This is a genomic window from Nostoc sp. (genome assembly GCF_036916655.1).
Lineage (GTDB): Bacteria > Cyanobacteriota > Cyanobacteriia > Cyanobacteriales > Nostocaceae > Nostoc.
Genome location: NZ_JBALFY010000048.1, coordinates 82587 through 102331, shown reverse-complemented (window position 1 = coordinate 102331; position 19745 = coordinate 82587). Strand labels below are relative to the sequence as shown.

Annotated in this window: 23 protein-coding genes; 17 read left to right on the top strand and 6 right to left on the bottom strand. The window is 40.3% G+C overall.

The window, feature by feature from the left end; all coding sequences use genetic code 11:
• The first annotated feature begins 227 nt into the window (after positions 1 to 227).
• From V7L31_RS13090 to V7L31_RS13075, 4 genes are all read left to right on the top strand, one after another.
• On the top strand, positions 228 to 548 hold the full coding sequence (locus V7L31_RS13090; RefSeq protein WP_334696616.1) for a DMT family transporter: 321 nt from the start codon (positions 228 to 230) through the stop codon (positions 546 to 548).
• 413 nt (positions 549 to 961) lie between these two features.
• Positions 962 to 1648, top strand: a complete 687-nt coding sequence (gene bchM / locus V7L31_RS13085; RefSeq protein ID WP_334696615.1) for a magnesium protoporphyrin IX methyltransferase — start codon at positions 962 to 964, stop codon at positions 1646 to 1648.
• Positions 1649 to 1961: 313 nt separating this feature from the next.
• Positions 1962 to 2441: a hypothetical protein gene (locus V7L31_RS13080; protein ID WP_334696614.1), complete on the top strand. Its 480-nt coding sequence runs from the start codon at positions 1962 to 1964 to the stop codon at positions 2439 to 2441.
• A gap of 93 nt (positions 2442 to 2534) precedes the next feature.
• Positions 2535 to 2915, top strand: coding sequence for a DUF423 domain-containing protein (locus V7L31_RS13075; protein WP_179063634.1), 381 nt, complete (start codon positions 2535 to 2537; stop codon positions 2913 to 2915).
• Between the two features lie 404 nt (positions 2916 to 3319).
• On the opposite strand, the gene V7L31_RS13070 is transcribed toward V7L31_RS13075, so the two are convergent.
• Positions 3320 to 3475 carry a hypothetical protein gene (locus V7L31_RS13070; RefSeq protein ID WP_334696613.1) on the bottom strand — a complete coding sequence of 52 codons (156 nt, stop codon included), beginning with the start codon at positions 3473 to 3475 and terminating at the stop codon, positions 3320 to 3322.
• 31 nt (positions 3476 to 3506) lie between these two features.
• On the opposite strand from V7L31_RS13070, the gene V7L31_RS13065 reads away from it, so the two are divergent.
• The 6 genes from V7L31_RS13065 to V7L31_RS13050 all read left to right on the top strand — a co-directional run bounded on the left by V7L31_RS13065 (position 3507) and on the right by V7L31_RS13050 (position 6217).
• A complete protein-coding gene (locus V7L31_RS13065) occupies positions 3507 to 3800 on the top strand; it encodes a hypothetical protein (RefSeq protein ID WP_334696612.1) in 294 nt (97 codons plus the stop codon).
• A 54-nt stretch (positions 3801 to 3854) separates the two neighbouring features.
• Positions 3855 to 5366: a sensor histidine kinase gene (locus V7L31_RS13060; RefSeq protein WP_334696611.1), complete on the top strand. Its 1512-nt coding sequence runs from the start codon at positions 3855 to 3857 to the stop codon at positions 5364 to 5366.
• A gap of 209 nt (positions 5367 to 5575) precedes the next feature.
• Positions 5576 to 5659: a DUF6888 family protein gene (locus V7L31_RS32615; RefSeq protein ID WP_442944416.1), complete on the top strand. Its 84-nt coding sequence runs from the start codon at positions 5576 to 5578 to the stop codon at positions 5657 to 5659.
• The gene (locus V7L31_RS32610; protein ID WP_442944413.1) at positions 5656 to 5748 is read left to right on the top strand and encodes a DUF6887 family protein; all 93 of its coding nucleotides are present in this window, start codon (positions 5656 to 5658) and stop codon (positions 5746 to 5748) included. Before V7L31_RS32615 ends, V7L31_RS32610 begins: the two co-directional genes overlap by 4 nt.
• 50 nt (positions 5749 to 5798) lie before the next feature.
• Positions 5799 to 5924, top strand: a complete 126-nt coding sequence (locus tag V7L31_RS13055; protein ID WP_334696610.1) for a hypothetical protein — start codon at positions 5799 to 5801, stop codon at positions 5922 to 5924.
• A 59-nt stretch (positions 5925 to 5983) separates the two neighbouring features.
• The gene (locus V7L31_RS13050) at positions 5984 to 6217 is read left to right on the top strand and encodes a type II toxin-antitoxin system RelE family toxin (RefSeq protein ID WP_334696609.1); all 234 of its coding nucleotides are present in this window, start codon (positions 5984 to 5986) and stop codon (positions 6215 to 6217) included.
• A gap of 54 nt (positions 6218 to 6271) precedes the next feature.
• On the opposite strand, the gene V7L31_RS13045 is transcribed toward V7L31_RS13050, so the two are convergent.
• The 4 genes from V7L31_RS13045 to V7L31_RS13030 form a co-directional block, all read right to left on the bottom strand.
• Positions 6272 to 6694 carry a hypothetical protein gene (locus V7L31_RS13045; protein WP_334696608.1) on the bottom strand — a complete coding sequence of 141 codons (423 nt, stop codon included), beginning with the start codon at positions 6692 to 6694 and terminating at the stop codon, positions 6272 to 6274.
• Positions 6695 to 6762: 68 nt separating this feature from the next.
• Positions 6763 to 7449 (bottom strand): hypothetical protein, encoded by a 687-nt coding sequence (locus tag V7L31_RS13040; protein ID WP_334696607.1) that lies wholly within the window; start codon positions 7447 to 7449, stop codon positions 6763 to 6765.
• Positions 7450 to 7541: 92 nt separating this feature from the next.
• Positions 7542 to 8270 carry a Uma2 family endonuclease gene (locus V7L31_RS13035; protein ID WP_334696606.1) on the bottom strand — a complete coding sequence of 243 codons (729 nt, stop codon included), beginning with the start codon at positions 8268 to 8270 and terminating at the stop codon, positions 7542 to 7544.
• Between the two features lie 29 nt (positions 8271 to 8299).
• On the bottom strand, positions 8300 to 8944 hold the full coding sequence (locus tag V7L31_RS13030) for a restriction endonuclease subunit R (RefSeq protein ID WP_334696605.1): 645 nt from the start codon (positions 8942 to 8944) through the stop codon (positions 8300 to 8302).
• Between the two features lie 228 nt (positions 8945 to 9172).
• Here V7L31_RS13030 and acs point away from each other — a divergent pair, with 228 nt between their 5' ends.
• The 4 genes from acs to V7L31_RS13010 all read left to right on the top strand — a co-directional run bounded on the left by acs (position 9173) and on the right by V7L31_RS13010 (position 12944).
• Positions 9173 to 11146 (top strand): acetate--CoA ligase, encoded by a 1974-nt coding sequence (gene acs / locus V7L31_RS13025; protein WP_334696604.1) that lies wholly within the window; start codon positions 9173 to 9175, stop codon positions 11144 to 11146.
• A 108-nt stretch (positions 11147 to 11254) separates the two neighbouring features.
• Positions 11255 to 11719 carry a XisH family protein gene (locus tag V7L31_RS13020; protein ID WP_334696603.1) on the top strand — a complete coding sequence of 155 codons (465 nt, stop codon included), beginning with the start codon at positions 11255 to 11257 and terminating at the stop codon, positions 11717 to 11719.
• Positions 11689 to 12021 (top strand): XisI protein, encoded by a 333-nt coding sequence (locus V7L31_RS13015; RefSeq protein WP_334696602.1) that lies wholly within the window; start codon positions 11689 to 11691, stop codon positions 12019 to 12021. Before V7L31_RS13020 ends, V7L31_RS13015 begins: the two co-directional genes overlap by 31 nt.
• A 242-nt stretch (positions 12022 to 12263) precedes the next feature.
• Entirely contained in the window at positions 12264 to 12944 is a 681-nt protein-coding gene (locus V7L31_RS13010; protein WP_334696601.1) for a tetratricopeptide repeat protein, read from the top strand.
• Positions 12945 to 13205: 261 nt separating this feature from the next.
• On the opposite strand, the gene V7L31_RS13005 is transcribed toward V7L31_RS13010, so the two are convergent.
• Positions 13206 to 14192, bottom strand: a complete 987-nt coding sequence (locus V7L31_RS13005; protein ID WP_334696600.1) for a DUF1517 domain-containing protein — start codon at positions 14190 to 14192, stop codon at positions 13206 to 13208.
• A 1045-nt stretch (positions 14193 to 15237) separates the two neighbouring features.
• On the opposite strand from V7L31_RS13005, the gene V7L31_RS13000 reads away from it, so the two are divergent.
• The 3 genes from V7L31_RS13000 (at position 15238) to V7L31_RS12990 (ending at position 19699) form a co-directional block, all read left to right on the top strand.
• Entirely contained in the window at positions 15238 to 16470 is a 1233-nt protein-coding gene (locus tag V7L31_RS13000) for a glycosyltransferase family 4 protein (protein WP_334696599.1), read from the top strand.
• A gap of 203 nt (positions 16471 to 16673) precedes the next feature.
• Entirely contained in the window at positions 16674 to 17012 is a 339-nt protein-coding gene (locus V7L31_RS12995) for a hypothetical protein (protein WP_179064288.1), read from the top strand.
• Between the two features lie 548 nt (positions 17013 to 17560).
• The gene (locus V7L31_RS12990) at positions 17561 to 19699 is read left to right on the top strand and encodes a pentapeptide repeat-containing protein (protein WP_334696598.1); all 2139 of its coding nucleotides are present in this window, start codon (positions 17561 to 17563) and stop codon (positions 19697 to 19699) included.
• Positions 19700 to 19745: the final 46 nt, after the last annotated feature.

Below are 19745 nucleotides of genomic sequence, written 5' to 3'. Positions count from 1 at the left end.
TTGATTGCTAGGGTCAATCTAAAATCCAAAATTGTTTGACCAATCTCATAGCTAAAAAGCCCCAAAATCAAGCTAAGATATACTATTGTACGTTTGCGTTTAACTGTCGAAAGACTTATACTTAATTAAATGTATTTGTTAATGGGTGGCTTCAGGACTATTTTTTACATTCATAGGGTTTGGTGCATCGCCCGTAAGTTGCTCTTAACAAACTACTTACAAAAAATATGTTAATAAGCTGGATTTACCTCATCATCGCAATCCTCTTTGAGGTTTCAGGCACAACCTGCATGAAGTTATCGGAGGGATTTACAAAAATAGTTCCTTCCGTATTAATATTTGTCTGCTATGGATTTTGTTTTACTTTTTTGACCCTTGCTCTCAAGAGACTTGAAGTAAGTGTGGCTTATTCCGTCTGGGCTGGATTGGGAACTATTCTAATTGCTATTATTGGGATTATTTGGTTTCGTGAATCTGCCACATTGATTAAACTTTTGTCGATTTCCTTAATAATCATAGGGGTAATTGGCATAAATGCAAGTCAATAAAAAGGAATCAGAATTCAGGAGTCAGAATTCAGAATTCAGAATACTCTACCCATGTACCCTTACAGGGAAGCAAGCTACGTGCAGCGTCCCGTAGGGAAGGGATAGAGTAATAACATTGTTGTTTAAAATTCAATCCTAGTTTCGCCCACAAGGGGTGTTAGCGCAGTGGAACAAAGTACGATTTTAAACCAATATTCATTACCCAATCGTACAGAATTCATACTGAATTCTGACTCCTGAGTTCTGAATTCTTCTTATAAAAAATACCTAGAATTCGGCACTCTAATTTCTCTATATACGTAAGTATCCTTGCCCATCGGCAAACTATCACCTAGAAAAATCTGGAAGACCGCTCTTATGGGTTCCTATCAATGATAATTTTAAGCATTGGGAACCCCTAAAAATCAAAGTTTATGAACGCAGCCGACGACAAAACGATTGTTCGCGAGTATTTCAATTCCACAGGGTTTGACCGTTGGAAGCGAATTTACGGCGATGGCGAAGTCAACAAAGTCCAACTAGACATCCGCAATGGACACCAGCAAACCGTGGATACAGTTCTCGGTTGGCTGAAGGCTGATAACAATTTACCAGAGTTATCAATCTGTGATGCTGGGTGTGGTGTCGGTAGTCTCAGCATTCCCCTAGCGGTAGATGGTGCTAAAGTCTATGCCACCGATATTTCTGAAAAAATGGTGGAAGAAGGCAGAGATAGAGCCAAGCAAACCTTGGGAAATGATGAAAATCCCACTTTTGCTGTACAGGATTTGGAATCGCTGAGTGGTAGCTACCATACTGTTATTTGCCTAGATGTTCTCATTCATTATCCTCAAGAGAAAGCTGATGAGATGATATCTCACCTCTGTTCTTTGGCACAGTCGCGGATAATTATCAGTTTTGCGCCAAAGACCTGCGCCCTAAGTATACTCAAGAAAATTGGCAGTTTCTTTCCTGGGCCAAGTAAAGCCACTCGTGCATATTTGCACCGTGAGGCTGATGTGGTAAGAATCTTGGAAAGTAATGGCTTTTCTTTAGAAAGACGGGCAATGACGAAGACTCGCTTCTATTTTTCTCGCCTACTGGAAGCTACACGCAAGTAAGGTTAAAATCGCAGCAAAGGATATATATCCTTTGCTGCAATTTGACAATAATTATTGGGTAAAAAAAACTACCGCCCCACAACCATCTTAAAATTGTGTAACGCCGAATTTTTATAGGAAAATAAGTATACTAAAATATTACATGATTACTGGGTATCTTGTACGCGCTTAATAACACTGTTTCTTCAAGCAAGGTAGGCAAAAAGTCTAATGCAAAAGCTAAAAAACTGTCGCTGGCATTAGATTGATATAGTGGAACCTTTGTGAAAGTCAGGTTAAAATCACTAGCAAAGTGTAAATCTGAAGTGAAACTATGAAAACTGCTGAAAAATTAGCTGCCGGTTGGCTACTGACACTTGGATTCATGTTTGTAACGCTATCAGCAACAGCGGTATTTGAAAAAATTGCTACACGTAAAGTGATTATACTGCCTGAAGATAAGTATGATTTTCCCTCACCTTATGCTACTTATGAAAATGATGATACTGCTGTTAGTGGTCTAATTTTTGGTGTCCCTACCCTAACACTGGGCACGTGGTTAGCATTGGGATTATACCGTCAAAGTCGGCAGGAGAAAAAGGCGCTTAATCAACAAGTTAGCGATCGCCTGCAATCGATTTTTTATGAGATGCTACAAGAAAATCAGGGGCGCGTAACTGTTTTAGGCTTTGCAATGCAGTCACAATTACCCGCAGCCCACGCCAGACAATATTTAGATGAAAAAGCTAAAGAATTCAATGCAAACTTTAAGGTGAACGAAGAAGGGGCTGTATCATATCATTTTGATGTCTAATTGTCATTTGTCATTGATTATTTGTCCTTGTTATTAACTAAATGACTAATGACCAATGACTAATGACTAATAATCAACTTACGGCTAAGTCTAATGACGCAGATTTTTTTGAGCGTAGCTGCCATTTTAGGCGGTTTGTCGGTTGCTGCTGGTGCTTTTGCTTCCCATGCCTTGCGAGAAAAAATTAGTGAGCGATCGCTAGAAATTTTTGAAACTGGCGCTCGTTACCAAATGTATCATGCTCTAGCACTTTTTTTAGTAGCCATCCTAATTAGTCGTACCGAGTCCCCTCAACCCACTCTAATCGCCAGTGGATGGCTATTTCTCATTGGCATTGCTATTTTCTCAGGAAGCTTGTATGCCCTTAGCTTAACCGGTATTAAATCCTTAGGAGCGATCGCACCACTAGGCGGTGCAGCTTTTCTTGCTGGTTGGGGCACTTTAGCTTTTGCCGCCTGGAATTTGAAGTTGTAAAACATTAGAGTTAGGAATTAAAAACTCTTAACTCCTAATACCAATTCTTTTTAAAAATGCACATAATAAATCTCCCTGTAATCTCCCAAAGCTATCGGGAGATAAATTATACAGCTTCCATATACAAACTTTTATGAAACCCGTACTGGTGGTTTTGGTTTTTGTGCAAGATGAACTGCGATTTCTAATTGCTAGGTATTTTTTCTAAAGTTGGGATACACCCAATATTTTTCAACAAATAGGATTACCAAACTCATAAAACTTATTTCCGTAATATTACAGAAGTCATAAATACAGAAAAACAATAAACTGCACAAGTATATTACTAAATAGCAACTATTAAATTTTACATTTGTAATATCATTCAGACCTATAAACGGCGCAACCTGCTTTGGTACTCACTATTATTTACCGTACTCAGTGCTGAGTGCTGAGTGAGGAGAGGAGTACTTGCTACTTTCGCACTTGGGTTTTTGCCCTGCCTGTGAGCGGGGTATCAACTCAGCACTGGCTAAACGCCCCGCTACTGCTAACAGCACTCGGAACTCAACACTCTTCATTCCTGGCTGCACAATAGGAGTAAATTCATAAATGATAGTTAATACAAAAAACTATTTGAAAAGAATTTTTACGTTGCTTAGTCACTTAAGTGATAAATGGAGCATTGTTCAAAAAATTAGCTATGGCTATATTGTAGCAGTCAGTATTGCTTTTATAGGCACTACAAGTGGTTTGTTAATTGCATATCGCTATGAAACAGTTGCCCAAAAGCAGTTGAGTTTATCTTATCAGCAAGAATCTCTATTAAAAAATTTAGAAAATACAATAACTAGAGTGAGACTACATCCGCAAAGATTAGTTACTGTATTAGAAAATACTATTTGATTAGAATTTGAAAAGAAGAAGTTCATAGACGAAATTAATCACTTTAATCAGCAGTTGTCTGAACTAAAAATATTTATAAATACTCATCCTGATAATTTGACAACCAACGATACAGATTTGTTAAATTTATTAGTAAATTATCAAAAAAATACACAAAAATATACTGAAACAGTAAAACTTTTTTGGCAGGAGATAGAACAAAATCAATCATCTGCAACAGAAGCAAAAGCTAATCAAGAGCAGCTATTGTTTTTTTTTAGTCAAGAAGCCGAACTTTCAGTTGAGTTTGAGAAACTTTCAGACGAATTAATTCGGATTATCGGAGATGCTGAAATTCAACAAAAGCAAGCAAAAGCTAGTTTTGAGAGCGCCCAAATATTGCGGATTAAAGTTATTGTTGGAAGTATGCTGCTATCAGCTGCGATCGCAGTTATACTAGCACTATATACCAGTAAGTTAATCGCCCATCCCCTACAAATAGTTACTGACGTTGCCAGGAAAATCACGGAAGAGTCAAATTTTGAACTCAGAGCTAATATTACAAGTAATGATGAAGTAGGTACATTAGCTACTTCCCTGAATCAATTAGTAGAATGGGTGGGAGATTACACCCACGAACTAAAGCTAGCTCACCAAAGTTTAGAACAACGCGTAGAAGAACGAACCCAAGAACTAGAAGTAGCTCGCCAAAATTTAGAGCAACGGGTAGAAGAACGAACCCAAGAACTTCAAAAAACTCTGCAAAACTTAAAAGAAGCCCAAGGACGATTAATTCAAACAGAAAAAATGTCGTCTCTTGGGCAGATGGTAGCAGGCATAGCTCATGAAATCAATAATCCTGTTAATTTTATTTATGGAAATATTCAATGCGCTAGTGATTATACTCAAGATTTACTTAATCTAGTTAATTTGTATCAGCAACACTACCAAAATCCTATCTATTTAATAAAAGAAAATATTGAAGAAATAGATTTAAACTTTATTAATAAAGATTTGCCAGTTTTACTTTCTTCTATGAAAATTGGTGCTGAACGCATTCGAGAAATTGTGTTATCTTTGCGGAACTTTTCTCGATTAGATGAAGCTGATATGAAAGAGGTAGATATTCATGAAGGAATTGACAATACTCTGTTAATTTTGAATCACAGACTTCAACGAGAAATTGAAGTCATTAAAAAATATGGAGATTTACCCTTAGTTGAGTGTTATCCAGCACAACTCAATCAGGTATTTATGAATATCCTGAGTAATGCGATAGATGCTCTGCTAGATCAGAAAACTCATTCAGACAAAAGTAAAAACATTATTATAAATACATCAAAGATAGATGATACTTGTATCAAAGTAGGGATTAGAGATAACGGCCCTGGAATTCCACCAGAGATTCAAAATAAACTATTTGACCCTTTTTTTACAACTAAGCCAGTCGGGAAAGGTACTGGTTTAGGTTTAAGCATTTGTTATCAAATAATTGATAAACACCAAGGGAAAATAGAAGTGATGTCGGAATTTCAACAAGGGACGGAGTTTGCAATCATTTTACCTATTAAAACACAAACAAACTAGTAAGTAGGCGAGAAAATTTATAACTATGTAACGAAAATTTAACCATAAGTACTAGGGTTAAATTTTACATTTTGTGTAGTATAGTTTCCTTTTTCTCCCCTAGTTGTAAGGCCATCAATGACCGCATAGGCGATGGTAGTACTCATCATCAAATATTTGCCCAGATAGCTCATCCTTTTTTTAGAAGCGATTGCGGTTGATTTATTAGCTTGCACTCAAAACGCATTTATATTCTGGCTGGACAAAGCTTTGAAATAGAAATATTACCAAATGGAAGGGTAAGATATTTATGACTAAGGCAAATTTTCAAGGGATGACCAAACAAGAGTTAAGAGTTTATGTGTTGGAACATCAAGACGATGGGAAGCTTTTTATGCATTAACGGACAAACTTAGAGAAGAACCAGGAATTGAAATTACCTCAACAGAGCAGATGCATGAGCTAATTGAAGCAAGGTTAGATGAGGTTGATGTAAGAGATGCTCATACAGCATTAGAGGAAGTTGCAGGGTTGGGGACAACAACCTTTGAAGACATTAAAATGGAGCTAGGGATATGAGCTACCAAGTAGCATTAGCACCCTCAACTGTGTAGAAAATTACACAATTGGACTCAGAGATGCAGCAACGATTAGCACAAAAGTTAGAGGAACTAGCATTAAATCCACGTCCAGAAGATGCTCATCTATTGAAGGATAGGTTGTATAAGGTTCGTTTGGATCAATACCGCATTATTTATCAAATTCAGGAAACCCTTACTACTAACAGTGATAAAGATTGCACATCTCTAAGATTATTAAAGCTTATTTGGAAAAGCGATCGCCTATATGCTACTCAATCGCAACCAAAATAAAACATCAAAACCCTTGAATTCACAATTGACTTTACCACTATGCAACCAAAAATCTCACAGAATATCTGCCAACTTTACCAGCAAACTATTTGCTAAATCTGTATCAACACTATTTTCTTCACTAACTAACAAGTGTTTCACAGCAGATAATCTGTCATGATTTTCAGAAATTCTCCAAGATTCTTCTAAATTTACTGCAAAATCAAACAGCGATCGCTCTCCTAAGTGCTGTCTTACTTTCACTGCTACACTATCATTACTTACCAAAAATTCTTTGATCGTATCTAATTGAAAATTACCCAATATTTCGTCATGTCCCCACGTTTCTAGCCAGTCTCCATCCACATCTTCAACGTAAATATTGACAAAATCAACCCCATAAGTTAACCAGTTCTGCTGCATTTGTCGCGCTGTTGCTAAAGCTTCAGCAAATGTATCTACTTGATTGTTGCAGTGAGTTTCTCTTTTGTTAGCCATAAAAGCTCTAATTAGCACGTAAGTATGTAGGCTAGAACACAAATCTGAAATATCAAATTCCTGAAATTTCACGAAAATTTTAAATATTTGCCACCAGAAAGGTAATCACTGTTATACAGGGCCACGTTGACTAACTGGTTTACAAAATTAGCATCCTTGGGATTGTAGCTTAAGAACAACCCTCTTTCGATTTCCCACGATCGCAGTGTATTTTGCCAAGCTTCGTACTTTTGGTGATTAAGTTCTTCACTAACACTTGTAACTTGAATGCACAGTGGTTGATTATTACGACTAACAATCAAATCTGTTGCCATCGAAAGGTCGGCAATATAACGCTGCCAAAAACTACCTTCTCGCTGAACTATATCTTCGGCTATTGATCTAATAATATCATTATCGACCTGATTAAATTCGCCTGCCATCAATTTTTGTTTCCAAATATAAAACTTGGAGTCACTTGCATTGATCCATCTGGGAAAGAGATAACCATACCAATATCTCTCAATCGGCGTCATTAACTCAAACTTTGCTTTTTGCTCTTCTGAAGGTAATGATTTGATTATCAGCCATATTGTAGAATCCGTAATCACCTCTAGCAGAAAGGCAATGACAAAGGGTTTTGCAGTCAGGGAACCTGGTTTGATGTTCTTTACCCAACGATTGATTTCATCTAATCTTCTCGCTAAATTATGATCTACCGAGGAGGCTTGGAGGGTAAGGGAATTTAGCTTATCCTTAATCTCTTGTGCTTGCAAACGATGCCCTACTTTCAGAAGATAACTCTTTTTTTACACACTTTCAACTAAATCTTAACCCAAAAATGTCTTTAGTTAATTTCCTAATGTCATTAAATATTCTCTAGGTCGATGCCCTGTGTACGTAAAACCTCCCGCAGTCGAGCAATTTCTTGCTCGGCTTGTTGGGCACGCTCTTCTGCCTGTTGGGCACGTAAACGTTCTTGTTCAGCCAATTCTTCTGATGATAGTATTAATTGATTTTCAGTAGTGAAGAATCTTAATTTACCTTCATAAACTCCCAAATAAAGTTCTAACTGCTGACTCCACAAACGTCCATCAGTGGTTACTTGGATTTCTTGATACTTACCATCAACTAAATGAAATCCCTGAAGTTCGGTTGTTACAGGGTCAAACCAGAAATAATCTGGTGTACGGAAGGTATCTTGGTAAACTTGTTTTTTTAAACCTTTATCGACTGCTGTCGTTGAACTTGACAAAATTTCCACAATCAGGTTTGGATATTTGCCGTCTTCTTGCCAAACTACCCAACTCTTACGGTCTTTTTTCTGGGTTCCCAAAACTACAAAAAAGTCTGGGCCACGGAAATGTTCTGATTTTTTCTGGTTAGGACTATAGTAAATTGTCAAATTGCCAGAAGCATAAAAATCTTGCCGTTCTCGCCACCACAATTTAAGTAGGCGAATCAGCAAATCGATTTGTTCTCGGTGTAGGTCACTTTCCAAGGGTGGTTCGTCACTCAGTATATCGCCAGGAGGAAAAATCACTTCGTCCTCTGAAATATTATCAGAGATGAGTTCTAGGGTAGCAGGTTCAGACATCAGCGATCGCTCCGCAATTTCGGTTCATTTTACTCAAAAGTCGGTAACTTACAGATAGCTTTGAAAACTTGTAATAACTCGATTGCACCGGGAGATTCATTCAGACTTAATAATGGCATTAACTGATAAGTTGGCTGCTGTTCATCTCTTAAATAAACAAATTGATAACGCAGTCCGTTAGTTACCAAACCCCAAACTGATGATTGTTGATCTAAACTCTTAAAAGCATAAGTGAGTAATTGAGGTAAACCCTCGCCTACTTCAACCGCACTATTTTTCGTTTCAATCACTACAACCCAAAAAGGCGGTGCAATCGTACTTTGAGGATTGTTGATTGCTAAAATATCCATCCGCCCAGTAATTCTTCTATCTTCATCTTCGACTGCGATCGCAATGCTATCTTCCATTGTCAACCGAATCGGCACATCGTAAAATCCAGCTAGCCGCATTAGTGGCGCGATGGTTATAAATTTAACCAAACCTTCAGAAATTTTACCTGCGCTTAAATAACGTTCAAACTCGCTTCTGATTCGCAATAAATCGTGCTGTTCAAACTCAGAGAGTGGTTCTAAAGTTAAGAAATCTGTAAATGAACCACTTGAAAGCTTTTCTAGTTTGAGAAACCGATGAACATCGTTGAGAGACAAGCTGCTAGCTTCAACAGTGAGCGTCATAATTTCAGGCTTTGTTTGTCAACACTATTTACATCTTCCAACATTCAGGGTAGATAGGTTGCAATCTAACCTCTTTACATTTCTTAAACGCTTACTCTTGGTAGATGAAAATGAATGTAAACTAAATAACTCGGCAATTTCCACCCAGCTTAACGAAAATCTAAACCCTGTATAGCACAACTGAGCTAAGAATAGTTTTTAGTAACAATAGCGATCGCAAATGTAACCATGTCTCAACCAACCATAGAATCAATCCTACAAGAGAATCGCCTCTTTCATCCTGCCTCGGAATTCTCGCAGAATGCCCATATCAAAAGCCTAGCTGACTATCAGCGTCTCTACGACAAAGCCAAAGCCGATCCGCAGCAATTTTGGGCAGATTTGGCTGGAACGGAATTAGAATGGTTCCAAAAATGGGATACAGTACTAGACTGGCAACCACCTTTTGCTAAGTGGTTTGTCGGTGGTAAAATTAATATTTCTTACAACTGTCTTGACAGACATCTCACTACTTGGCGCAAAAATAAAGCCGCACTGATTTGGGAAGGAGAACCAGGTGATTCGCGTACTCTTACATACTCCCAACTGCACCGGGAAGTTTGCCAGTTCGCCAATGTATTGAAGCAACTGGGTGTACAAAAAGGCGATCGCGTTGGCATCTATATGCCGATGATTCCCGAAGCGGCGATCGCGATGTTAGCTTGTGCCAGAATTGGCGCACCCCATAGTGTGGTATTTGGTGGTTTTAGTGCCGAAGCTTTGCGCGATCGCTTAATTGATGCTCAAGCTAAACTAGTAGTCACGGCTGATGGTGGTTGGCGCAAAGATGCGATCGTTCCTCTCAAAGAACAGGTCGATAAAGCCTTAGCTGATGGTGCTGTTCCCAGTGTCGAAAACGTCCTAGTTGTCAAGCGCACCGGACAAGAAACTGATATGCAGTTGGGCGGACGCGATCATTGGTGGCATGATTTGCAAAAAGGTGCATCAGCAGATTGTCCCGCCGAACCAATGGACAGTGAAGATATGCTGTTTGTCCTCTACACTTCTGGCAGCACCGGCAAACCGAAGGGCGTAGTGCATACAACTGCGGGTTATAATTTGTATAGTCATATTACTACCAAATGGATATTCGACCTGCAAGACACCGATGTATATTGGTGTACTGCTGATGTGGGTTGGATTACGGGACATAGCTACATTGTTTACGGCCCGCTTTCCAACGGTGCAACCACGGTGATGTATGAGGGCGCGCCTCGTGCTTCTAATCCTGGCTGTTTCTGGGATGTAATTGAAAAATACGGCGTTAATATTTTTTATACTGCACCTACGGCAATTCGGGCATTTATTAAGATGGGCGAACACCATCCCAACGCGCGCAACCTGTCTTCGTTGCGTTTGCTGGGAACCGTTGGCGAACCAATTAACCCGGAAGCTTGGATGTGGTATCACAAAGTCATTGGTGGCGATCGCTGTCCAATTGTGGATACTTGGTGGCAAACGGAGACAGGCGGTATCATGATTACACCATTACCAGGGGCAATTCCCACCAAACCCGGTTCCGCAACTCTTCCCTTCCCTGGAATTATTGCAGATGTCGTAGATTTAGAAGGAAACACCGTACCCAATAACGAAGGCGGTTATCTGGCGGTGCGACATCCTTGGCCAGGAATGATGCGGACAGTCTACGGCGATCCAGAACGCTTCCGCCGCACCTATTGGGAACACATTCCGCCTAAAGATGGTAACTATATTTACTTTGCTGGTGATGGCGCAAGACAAGATGAAGACGGCTACTTCTGGGTAATGGGTCGTGTGGATGATGTACTGAATGTCTCAGGACACCGACTTGGTACAATGGAAGTAGAATCAGCCTTAGTTTCGCATCCAGCGGTTGCAGAAGCGGCGGTAGTGGGTAAACCTGATGAACTTAAGGGCGAAGAAGTAGTTGCTTTTGTGACTCTAGAAGGCACTTATCAGGGAAGTGAAGAACTGATTAAAGAACTCAAACTACACGTTGTCAAAGAAATAGGTGCGATCGCACGTCCGGGAGAAATTCGCTTTACAGACGCTTTACCCAAAACGCGATCGGGTAAGATTATGCGGCGCTTATTGCGGAATCTAGCCGCAGGACAAGAGGTATCTGGTGATACTTCCACATTGGAAGATCGGAGTGTATTGGATAAGTTACGGGAAGGGGCGTAAACAATTTTAGATTTTTGATTGGCATTTCCTACTATTGGAGATGCCTTTCTATGACGCTCAAAACATGGTGCGTTATACATCGCTATCAAAGACATCCTAGTATCAATCATGCCAGCAAGAGATAGTATTCACAATATAGTCAAGCAAGCAATTATTAAAGATGGTTGGAAAATAACTGACGATCCTTATGTTATTTCTTATGGGGAAAGATTCTTATTTATAGATTTGGCTGCTACTTTAGCATCAACACTTAACCAAGCTCAAGGAAGTTTTATCGGTGCAACAAAAGAAAATCAGCGAATCGCAATTGAAATTAAAGATTTTCGGGGTCAATCTGTTATTGCTGATTTAGAACAAGCGCTTGGACAGTATACACTCTATCAGCTTTTACTCAGTAGAATAGAACCAGAGCGAGAACTATATTTGGCAATTACAGATACTATCTATAGCAATATTTTCAATGAACCAATTGGCGAACTAGTAATTACAGAAATGCCACTGAAATTAATCATCATAAATTTAAAAACAGTAGAGGTAATACAATGGATACCAGTACGACCTATCGAGAAATAATCAAGCAGATAATTATACAATATTCTAAACTTCGTCCCTCGCATGGAGATATTCGACTTGACCCAATCTTTGATGAAACGCACGATAGGTATGCTTTGATGCAAGTGGGTTGGGATAGAGACAGGCGAGTCCGAGGAAATCTAATTTATGTCACGCTACAAAATGGTAAGGTTTATATTGAATATGACGGCATAGAACACGGCATAACCCAAGATTTGATAGCGATGGGTGTTTCTCCAGCAGATATTGTTTTAGCTTTTCTGCCTGAATCAGAGCTAGCTGCTAGTGCAGGAAAATTCTAAATTACGATTTCCATTGTCAGTGTATAGGCGATCGCGCTTAGAGCCAAAGCGAATAAAATTCGTAGTTATAGAAACTGTCGTCCGCCTGTGCAGACTAAGAATTGAAGCTGTAAAACCCTACAGAGGTTGGTTTTGCTTGTGTAGATGCAATTTCTAACCGCCCATTTCAGTTGTAGTGCGTTACATGCTAACGCGCCACATTTTATCATGGAGATAAGAACATTATCGAGGCGTTGAGGGCGATGAAGCTGAAGAGCAAACTAAAATCAGCATTTGTTCAACCTTTTAGCTGCATGATGCTGAGTATTCTCGCTGTAATGGGGATATCACCATTAGTTTTAGCGGTTCCTGCAAGAGTTTCGTTGCATACGCCAGAACAGGATACATACAAAGAAGCACAAAAACTAGCGCAATTTTCAGGTGCAGATTCACCAGAGCGATCGCAGTTGCTACAACAAGCCAATGCTTTATATAATCAGGGAGACTTCAAAGACGCAGAAGAAAATTTACGTAAATTCATTAAAAAATTCCCAGAAGATGCCTTTGGACACTTCCAACTGGGAAACGCGCTTTTTCAGCAAAAGAAATCAGAAGAAGCAATTAGCGTTTATCGAGAAGCCATTCGCCTCCAGCCAAAATATGCTCTAGCTTACAATGCGATCGGTATGGCTTACGCTAGCGAAAGTCGCTGGCAAGAAGCTATTACTGAATATAAAAAAGCTCTAGAAATTAATCCTAATTATGGCGAAGCGCTGACTAATTTTGCACTGGCAATGTGGCAAACCAATAAAAAAGATGAAGCGCTATCTTCTTTAGAAAAAGCTTTAAATATTTTCAAAGAACAGAATAGAGGTGAAAAAGTTAATCAAGTCGAACGAATTTTGCGAGAAATTAAAACTTCTGATGAACCTAGTGTTTCATGAAAATTATATTATTTCGCGTTCGAGAATCGAAGTATGTTTGATAACTTGGAGTCAATAGTTTAGTCTAGTATCTTTTCACGCAAAGATACAAACAAAATTGCATCTTTGCCATGTTGATGTAAAATTCAAAAAAAAGAGAGGGTAATAAGACAAAGGATAATTGCTATAGCTACAAAAAAACTGCCTGTCATTGACAAGCAGTTTTCTAGTTATTGCCCTCAAAGGGGAACTTTTTATTGGCGCTTGCAAAATTTTTAGAAATTAAACAAGTCTCAAATCAGGATAATTTGCCAACACATCATCAGATGTCAGAGTATCATTTTCAGCTTGGGGAGTCCAAAGAACTTCAATTGCCAGAAGCTTGTCGCTAGGGATACTACCAATTTGCCGCAAAGCTTGACGCAAATCGTCAGCACTGTTAATCGCCGTAGGAATTTCAAACTTACCTAGTGTTGCCGCCAGCAAGGTGACGATAATATATTCACCAGGGCCTTCAGTAAATAGGCGGGTGGGGTTATCGAGTTCACCAGCCGGAGGTAAAGCATCTTTGGCAAGGGCTGCTTTTAGCTGGTTGTTGACATTAGAAAGAGTTTCTTCGCTAAATTTGCTACGTTCTGCCAGTGACAGGCGATTAAACTGACCTTCAGCTGAATTTAAACTGGCTTGTTGAGTACCACCACCTGCATACACAAAGTATTCGGGATGGCGGAGTAAAGCTAGGCTGGCTTCTTGGAGAATTTCCGCTCTCCCCTCTGGGGTGTTAGTATCAGCAGTTTCAGCAATGTGGTTGAGTTCATTTTGCAATTCACGGGCTTGAGCTAACAAACCTACTTGCAAACGAGTTACCGAAACAGGAGAGTTACTACTGTAATCTGCTTCTGGAGTTTCACCGCTAGAGACGCGGCGGAAAGTTTGCAATAAGAAATTAGCGATCGCCAAGAAAATTAAGATGGTAAATATACCACCAAATCCTCCGCCAAAACCCCAGAGGGGAAGTAAGAAGGGAAAGCCAAAGCCACCACCAAAACCACCACCAGGATAGTAGCCGCCCCCACCAGGAGGTGCATAAGTGCGTGGTGTATAGGTGCGGCTGCTAGAAGGCATTCTAAAGGAGCCGCCACCAATGCGACCCCCACTGCGGGCTGCTAATGCTCCGTCAGCGTGACCAAGAGCCAAGGCTAACACCAGGGTTAGGGCTAAGAAGGTTTTGAACAGCGGTTTGATGGTTTGTTGTAGTTTTTTACGCATAAGACAATCGCTTGAAAAACGGAATTATTATTTCTGATTTCTCCCTATATTTGGGAGCAGTGTCGCGGTATGTCGCTAACGCCAGCCCGTAACAAGCAAGAGAGTTTGTCGCATTTACGTAGCATTCTCTTTTAGAAGCTACATATTCAATCTACCGCGTCTTATCGTGGAGAAACAGCGATCGCAGGGGGGATTTCTCGACTGGGGAACCGTACCTAAAGATATGTTCATCATCATAGAAATTTGTGATGTCTACGACGGGCTACGCCTACGGGCAATTATTTGCTATCTTTTGGACTAGCAATTTTATGATTACAGTTTTAAATTATACAGACAATTGTAATTTTTAGTAATTATTTTAATATTCTCTTGAAGGTAATGAGGCGTTGAGCCACTGCTAAGTGGAAGATTCATATCAGTACTATTTATTACTCATTATTCACGACACCTGAACTGACTTGTTTTGTTACAAGGTGGGATGATATTTTTAAATTATGAATACTATTTACTACATCTATGGTCTTGATACTTACGTATACAAAGTAGACTTGCAAATGTCTATGATGCCCATCAGTCAACTAAGCTAGACATAGATGGCTAGGAAGTACTTATCTGATTTTTTGGCATTTTGGCACAACAGTTTAGAGGATTTAGGATATTATATTGAACGTAGTAGTCTGTCAATAAATAATTGATGGATAAATTCCTTGTAGAGGCGGCGATTTATCGCGTCTCTCTAACCAGTAGCTAAATTTTGTAATTTCCGCAACAGTTGTTTACTGAGTAATTTGGCTACAAGTGCTAGATTTTATGTATTGTTCATCATGTACAGAAAATCTCAATACTTGAGAATTGGGCAATAAAAATAAAATCAACACCATAAAAAAATAATCTTCCTGACTAATCTTTTAAAATAGGCTGCAAATTTGCCTACAAATTCGTTTTCAAAGAAATAAAATAATAATTATGGCTTTGAGAAGAATCCTAATTGTAAATAAATTAAAAATTATCTGAAATTTTGAAATTTATAGTCATCAAATTTCTTATGGAAAATATTTCTCAACTAACAGCCGAAATCAGAGACAAAGCTGCATACCCAGATATCCTAGTCATCAGCCGGATCTTCCTGCCGAAAGAAGCTGTAATTGGGGAATATATTTACAATCGCTGTCTTCAAGATCCAGAACGAGTTATTGTGCTGGCGGCTAGTTGCACAGGAGATCGAGTCTTTGATCGAGGTCAACAGTTCCCTGTGTATCGCTGGTATCATCCTACATACTGGCGTAGTAGCTGTGTGGAAAGTCTACTGAAGCCTTTGGTCAATATTGTCTGCTCATTTGTTCTAGCAATTAAACTCTATTTTCGCTATCACTATCGTTATATAGAGTGGGGTCACGGCTATGATTTTCCTTCACTGTTGCTATTGAGCTATTTGTTACCTATTCGCTTTTTTATCTATCTGCATGGCAACGATTTTCTCTGTACTTTACACAATCCTGTGCTGCGATCGCTATTTAAATTAACACTCAAACGCGCCGAAGGCATTGTTTGCAACAGTTCTTATACAAGAGACTACCTCAGAACAGCTTTCCGATTAGATACTCCTACCCACGTTATTAACCCAGTAATCAGACCAGAAAAATTTGGTAATAATGTCGCAAGTCTCAGTAGCCTTGATGATTTACGTGTTCGCGTGCGTCAGACGTACAACATTCCCGATACAGCAATAGTTATTCTCTCCATTGGCAGGCTCATAAAACCAAAAGGTTTCGACCGAATAATTGAGAACATTCCACTATTGCTAACTTTTGGGTTTGATGTCCATTATATAGTCTGCGGTCAAGGGCCAAGTGAATCGGCATTGAAATCTCTGGCGCATCGTTTGCGGGTAGATAAACGCGTACACTTTGCTGGATATCAGCCAGAGGGAGAATTAGCCGGTTATTATGCAGCCTGTGACATATTTGCCATGCTGACTTTATCGGAGGCTAAACCTAATAACATGGAAGGTTTCGGTATGGTTTACTTAGAAGCAAGTTACTTCGGTAAGCCCATAATTGCCTCTCGTTTAGGCGGTGTTCTAGACACAGTTCAGCATGAAGAGAACGGCATACTGGTTAATCCCAATTCTGGCTATGAGGTTTTTCAAGCTTTCAATCAGTTATGCAAAGACCAGCAACTACGTGAACAACTAGGCCGCAAAGGTAAAGAATTAGCCAACCGTAGAACCCTTCATCGATCGCTTTACAAGTCAGAGGGAAGAAACACGATTTTGTGATATAAATGCAAATCGAGCGATCGTTAAAAGTTAATGCCTGGTGACTGGGGACTGGGGACTGGGGACTGGAGACTGATATTTTTACTCATTACTCATTACTCATCACTCATTACTCTGATCTGATCTGAACCATATTGCCACCAAAAATATAATTTGGTTGGTCTATTGTTAAATAAGTATGCTAGCTGAGGTAAAAAAGATTGATGAATCCTCAACCAGAAGAAGACTTACAACGTCGTCTCAATAAACTAGAGGCAGAGATTAATTCGCCACCTGGGGTAGTTCCACAACCACAAGAACAAACGCCTCAGTCTATTTTTGCCAACTTGAACCTACAACTAGAGCGGTTTCAGATTTGGTTTAACAACTTATCTGGGACTAAAAAGCTTGTAGTTTCGGGCGTGACGGTACTAGTAGGCTTGGCGATGCTACAAGCAGTGTTTAAATTAGTTGCATCTGTAATCACTCTGGCACTTTTGGCAGTGTTAGTGTATGTTGGATACAAATTTTTTGTGTCTGGTAGCTTTCAACGTAAGCAATAAAACAGGAGTCAGAATACAGAATTCAGAATTCAGAATACTCTACCCATAAAGGGATGAGTTTTCAGGCGAGAATATTTTAATTTTTTCGCCCACCATTCCACCCGCTTTTAGCCAATATTCAGACGCGACTCGAAAATACTCGCTCTAAGCGTTGGCGCAGCCTCTCGTAGAGAATTCATACTGAATTCTGACTCCTGAGTTCTGAATTCTTCTTAATAAAACGTTGATAGGTATTTGCTTTGTACTCTACCCAGAGTTATGAGAGTCAGGAGCCAGAATACAAATTGCTCCTGACATACCAAGGATTTCAAGGAAAGTAAAGTATACGAGCGAAGTATCAAAACTAGGTGTAAAGCCTGTTTTACTTCAGAATTCAGTTAGCGCAGCGGGGCGTAGCCCATTCTGAACCCTGTTAGCGATAGCGGGGCGTTTAGCCCATTCTGACTTCTGAATCCTATTTCAATATGCTTTTCTTTTTGTTGGTTAGCTGAGTCTATTTTAATTGTGCCGATCGCGGCGTAGAAATAATATCAAAGGGAATTATTACGATGACATCACCAATTGTGAGGAGAACTAGTAATCAATCTGGTCAGTCAAAAAAATCGGAAAGAGCCAATTCGTTGTTGCTAGCAAGTAGGCGTTTTGCGGCTTGGGCGGCTGAAATTGCGTTAGTGGTTACTAGTGGGTTAATTCCCTTCGGTCTTGGTGTCTATGCCAATTCTAGAAGCGATTTGAACCGAGTACCGCTTAACCCCGTGCTGGTAGTCACAGAAAGAGCGATCGCTAGACCCCTAGCTTTACCCGTCAGCTATGGCATTCGTAACGTGGCATGGCCGACTAATATTTTGTGGACAATCGCCCTGTTAGCGCCTGTAACCCTCTCTTGGTGGCAATTGTATTTACTTGCTAAGACTGGTACCACAATTCCGAAGCGTTGGTTAAAAGTCCGGGTTATCAACGAGCAAGGAAAGCCGCCTGGATTGGGGGCAGTTGTCATCAGAGAAGGAGTTGGGCGTTGGACTGTACCCATTTCCATCGCCTATCTGTTGTGGCGCTACAGCTTTGCTTTTCCGAATTTAGGATTATTCACGTTTTTGTCTTTATTAATGATTGTGGGTGAAGGGATAGGCTTACCGTCACGTCGGGGGCGTCGCGCACTCCACGATCAACTTGCGGGTACTTATACAGTAGATGCACTCTTAGCTACCAATAAACAAGCTCAGTCTACTGGCGATAATGATGAAGCAGAAGAATGGCAAGAGGGAGAAGAATTAGCGCTAGTTCAAGCCAACCAGTCACCTAATCTCTGGCGGCGGATACAGCAAAATCCCAATTTAACCTTGTTTGGGGTAGGGCTGACAAGTATGACTGCTGTGCTGGCAACTTTAATCGGCACTCAAGTTTATATTCAAATTCAACAATCCCAGCGAGCAACCAAGCAAATCAACAGCCAACAGTTCCTCGAACTCGTCAAACAATTGACTCCCAACTCTGGGGCGACTGATGAGCAACGCCAAAGTGCAATTCTGGCTATGGGCGGTGTTAACGATCCACAATCCATTAAATTTCTGGCGGATTTATTAGTTAGCGAAACTAACCCCAGCCTCCTAGATACAATTCAACAAGCTTTGACAACTGTTGGACCCCAAGCCATCCCAGAACTAAAAAATAAGAATCAGTTTTTAGTGGGTGAACTGGAATCTGCGGGTAGCACTGCAACCAAAGACCGGGAATTACGGCAAGGACGGCTCCAAAGAAACCAGCAAACGATTAACAAGATTCTCTCTGTTTATAGCGGGAAAATGGAGGGTGTAGACCTGAGTAGCACCCAATTAGGTCAAAGTGGTACTCCAGGAAGTTCCTTCTTCAACTTGGTATTAGACAACCTTGATTTATCAGGAGTTAAGTTTAAATCTGCAAATCTTAACCTAGCCAGCTTTAAGGGTAGCCGCTTCCGAAGTCCGGGTGAAGATGGACGCTGGGATACTTACGACGATATAATAGCTGATTTAAGCCAAGCTCAATTGCAGCAAGCCAATCTTACTGACGCTAACCTCAGTCGCGTCTTGATGAACCGGATCGATTTGAGCCGCGCCACTCTTAACAGAGCCAACTTATCTAACGCGCGTCTATATGATGCTAAACTCAACAGCACTCAACTAGTGGGAGCCGATCTACGAAACGCAGTTTTGGAAAGAGCTAGCTTGACTGGGGCAGATTTGGGCGATGCGAAATTAAACGAAGCCAATCTTTATGCTGCCCGTTTAGGTCGCGCCACTGCGATCGGAACACAATTATCCTTTGCCAACTTAACTAACACTGATTGGCAAGGGGCAGATTTATCAGGAGCCTATTTGGATCGTGCTAATCTCAGCAATGCGAACCTCAGCGCCACTCGTTTAACTGGTGCTGTTTTGCGTTCTGCCCAAATGGAAAACGTTAATTTGCAAAATGCCGACCTGAGTCTTGCCGATTTACGGGGGGCGAATGTCGCCGGAGCAGATTTTAAGGGAGCAATTCTCGCTCCTAGCAAACAAGATCCAGCAGATCAATTTGTCCAAACCCCAGATTTAGGCTCAGTATCAGCTGTAGTTCAAGGCGTTGATTTTTCTCAAGCCAAAAATTTAGATGCCAAGCAATTAGCCTACCTTTGTACTCAAGGAGCCATTCATCCCCGTTGCCCGTAGAATGGAGCAGAGGGGCAGAGGGGCAGAGGGGCAGAGGGGCAGAGGA

What these genes read in the sequence shown, in the direction of transcription:
- V7L31_RS13090 (WP_334696616.1), top strand. Translation starts at nt 228, where the DNA reads ATGTTAATAAGCTGGATTTACCTCATCATCGCAATCCTCTTTGAGGTT.
- bchM (WP_334696615.1), top strand. Translation starts at nt 962, where the DNA reads ATGAACGCAGCCGACGACAAAACGATTGTTCGCGAGTATTTCAATTCC.
- V7L31_RS13080 (WP_334696614.1), top strand. Translation starts at nt 1,962, where the DNA reads ATGAAAACTGCTGAAAAATTAGCTGCCGGTTGGCTACTGACACTTGGA.
- V7L31_RS13075 (WP_179063634.1), top strand. Translation starts at nt 2,535, where the DNA reads ATGACGCAGATTTTTTTGAGCGTAGCTGCCATTTTAGGCGGTTTGTCG.
- V7L31_RS13070 (WP_334696613.1), bottom strand. Translation starts at nt 3,475, where the DNA reads ATGAAGAGTGTTGAGTTCCGAGTGCTGTTAGCAGTAGCGGGGCGTTTA.
- V7L31_RS13065 (WP_334696612.1), top strand. Translation starts at nt 3,507, where the DNA reads ATGATAGTTAATACAAAAAACTATTTGAAAAGAATTTTTACGTTGCTT.
- V7L31_RS32610 (WP_442944413.1), top strand. Translation starts at nt 5,656, where the DNA reads ATGACTAAGGCAAATTTTCAAGGGATGACCAAACAAGAGTTAAGAGTT.
- V7L31_RS13055 (WP_334696610.1), top strand. Translation starts at nt 5,799, where the DNA reads ATGCATGAGCTAATTGAAGCAAGGTTAGATGAGGTTGATGTAAGAGAT.
- V7L31_RS13050 (WP_334696609.1), top strand. Translation starts at nt 5,984, where the DNA reads ATGCAGCAACGATTAGCACAAAAGTTAGAGGAACTAGCATTAAATCCA.
- V7L31_RS13045 (WP_334696608.1), bottom strand. Translation starts at nt 6,694, where the DNA reads ATGGCTAACAAAAGAGAAACTCACTGCAACAATCAAGTAGATACATTT.
- V7L31_RS13035 (WP_334696606.1), bottom strand. Translation starts at nt 8,270, where the DNA reads ATGTCTGAACCTGCTACCCTAGAACTCATCTCTGATAATATTTCAGAG.
- V7L31_RS13030 (WP_334696605.1), bottom strand. Translation starts at nt 8,944, where the DNA reads ATGACGCTCACTGTTGAAGCTAGCAGCTTGTCTCTCAACGATGTTCAT.
- acs (WP_334696604.1), top strand. Translation starts at nt 9,173, where the DNA reads ATGTCTCAACCAACCATAGAATCAATCCTACAAGAGAATCGCCTCTTT.
- V7L31_RS13020 (WP_334696603.1), top strand. Translation starts at nt 11,255, where the DNA reads ATGCCAGCAAGAGATAGTATTCACAATATAGTCAAGCAAGCAATTATT.
- V7L31_RS13015 (WP_334696602.1), top strand. Translation starts at nt 11,689, where the DNA reads ATGGATACCAGTACGACCTATCGAGAAATAATCAAGCAGATAATTATA.
- V7L31_RS13010 (WP_334696601.1), top strand. Translation starts at nt 12,264, where the DNA reads ATGAAGCTGAAGAGCAAACTAAAATCAGCATTTGTTCAACCTTTTAGC.
- V7L31_RS13005 (WP_334696600.1), bottom strand. Translation starts at nt 14,192, where the DNA reads ATGCGTAAAAAACTACAACAAACCATCAAACCGCTGTTCAAAACCTTC.
- V7L31_RS13000 (WP_334696599.1), top strand. Translation starts at nt 15,238, where the DNA reads ATGGAAAATATTTCTCAACTAACAGCCGAAATCAGAGACAAAGCTGCA.
- V7L31_RS12995 (WP_179064288.1), top strand. Translation starts at nt 16,674, where the DNA reads ATGAATCCTCAACCAGAAGAAGACTTACAACGTCGTCTCAATAAACTA.
- V7L31_RS12990 (WP_334696598.1), top strand. Translation starts at nt 17,561, where the DNA reads ATGACATCACCAATTGTGAGGAGAACTAGTAATCAATCTGGTCAGTCA.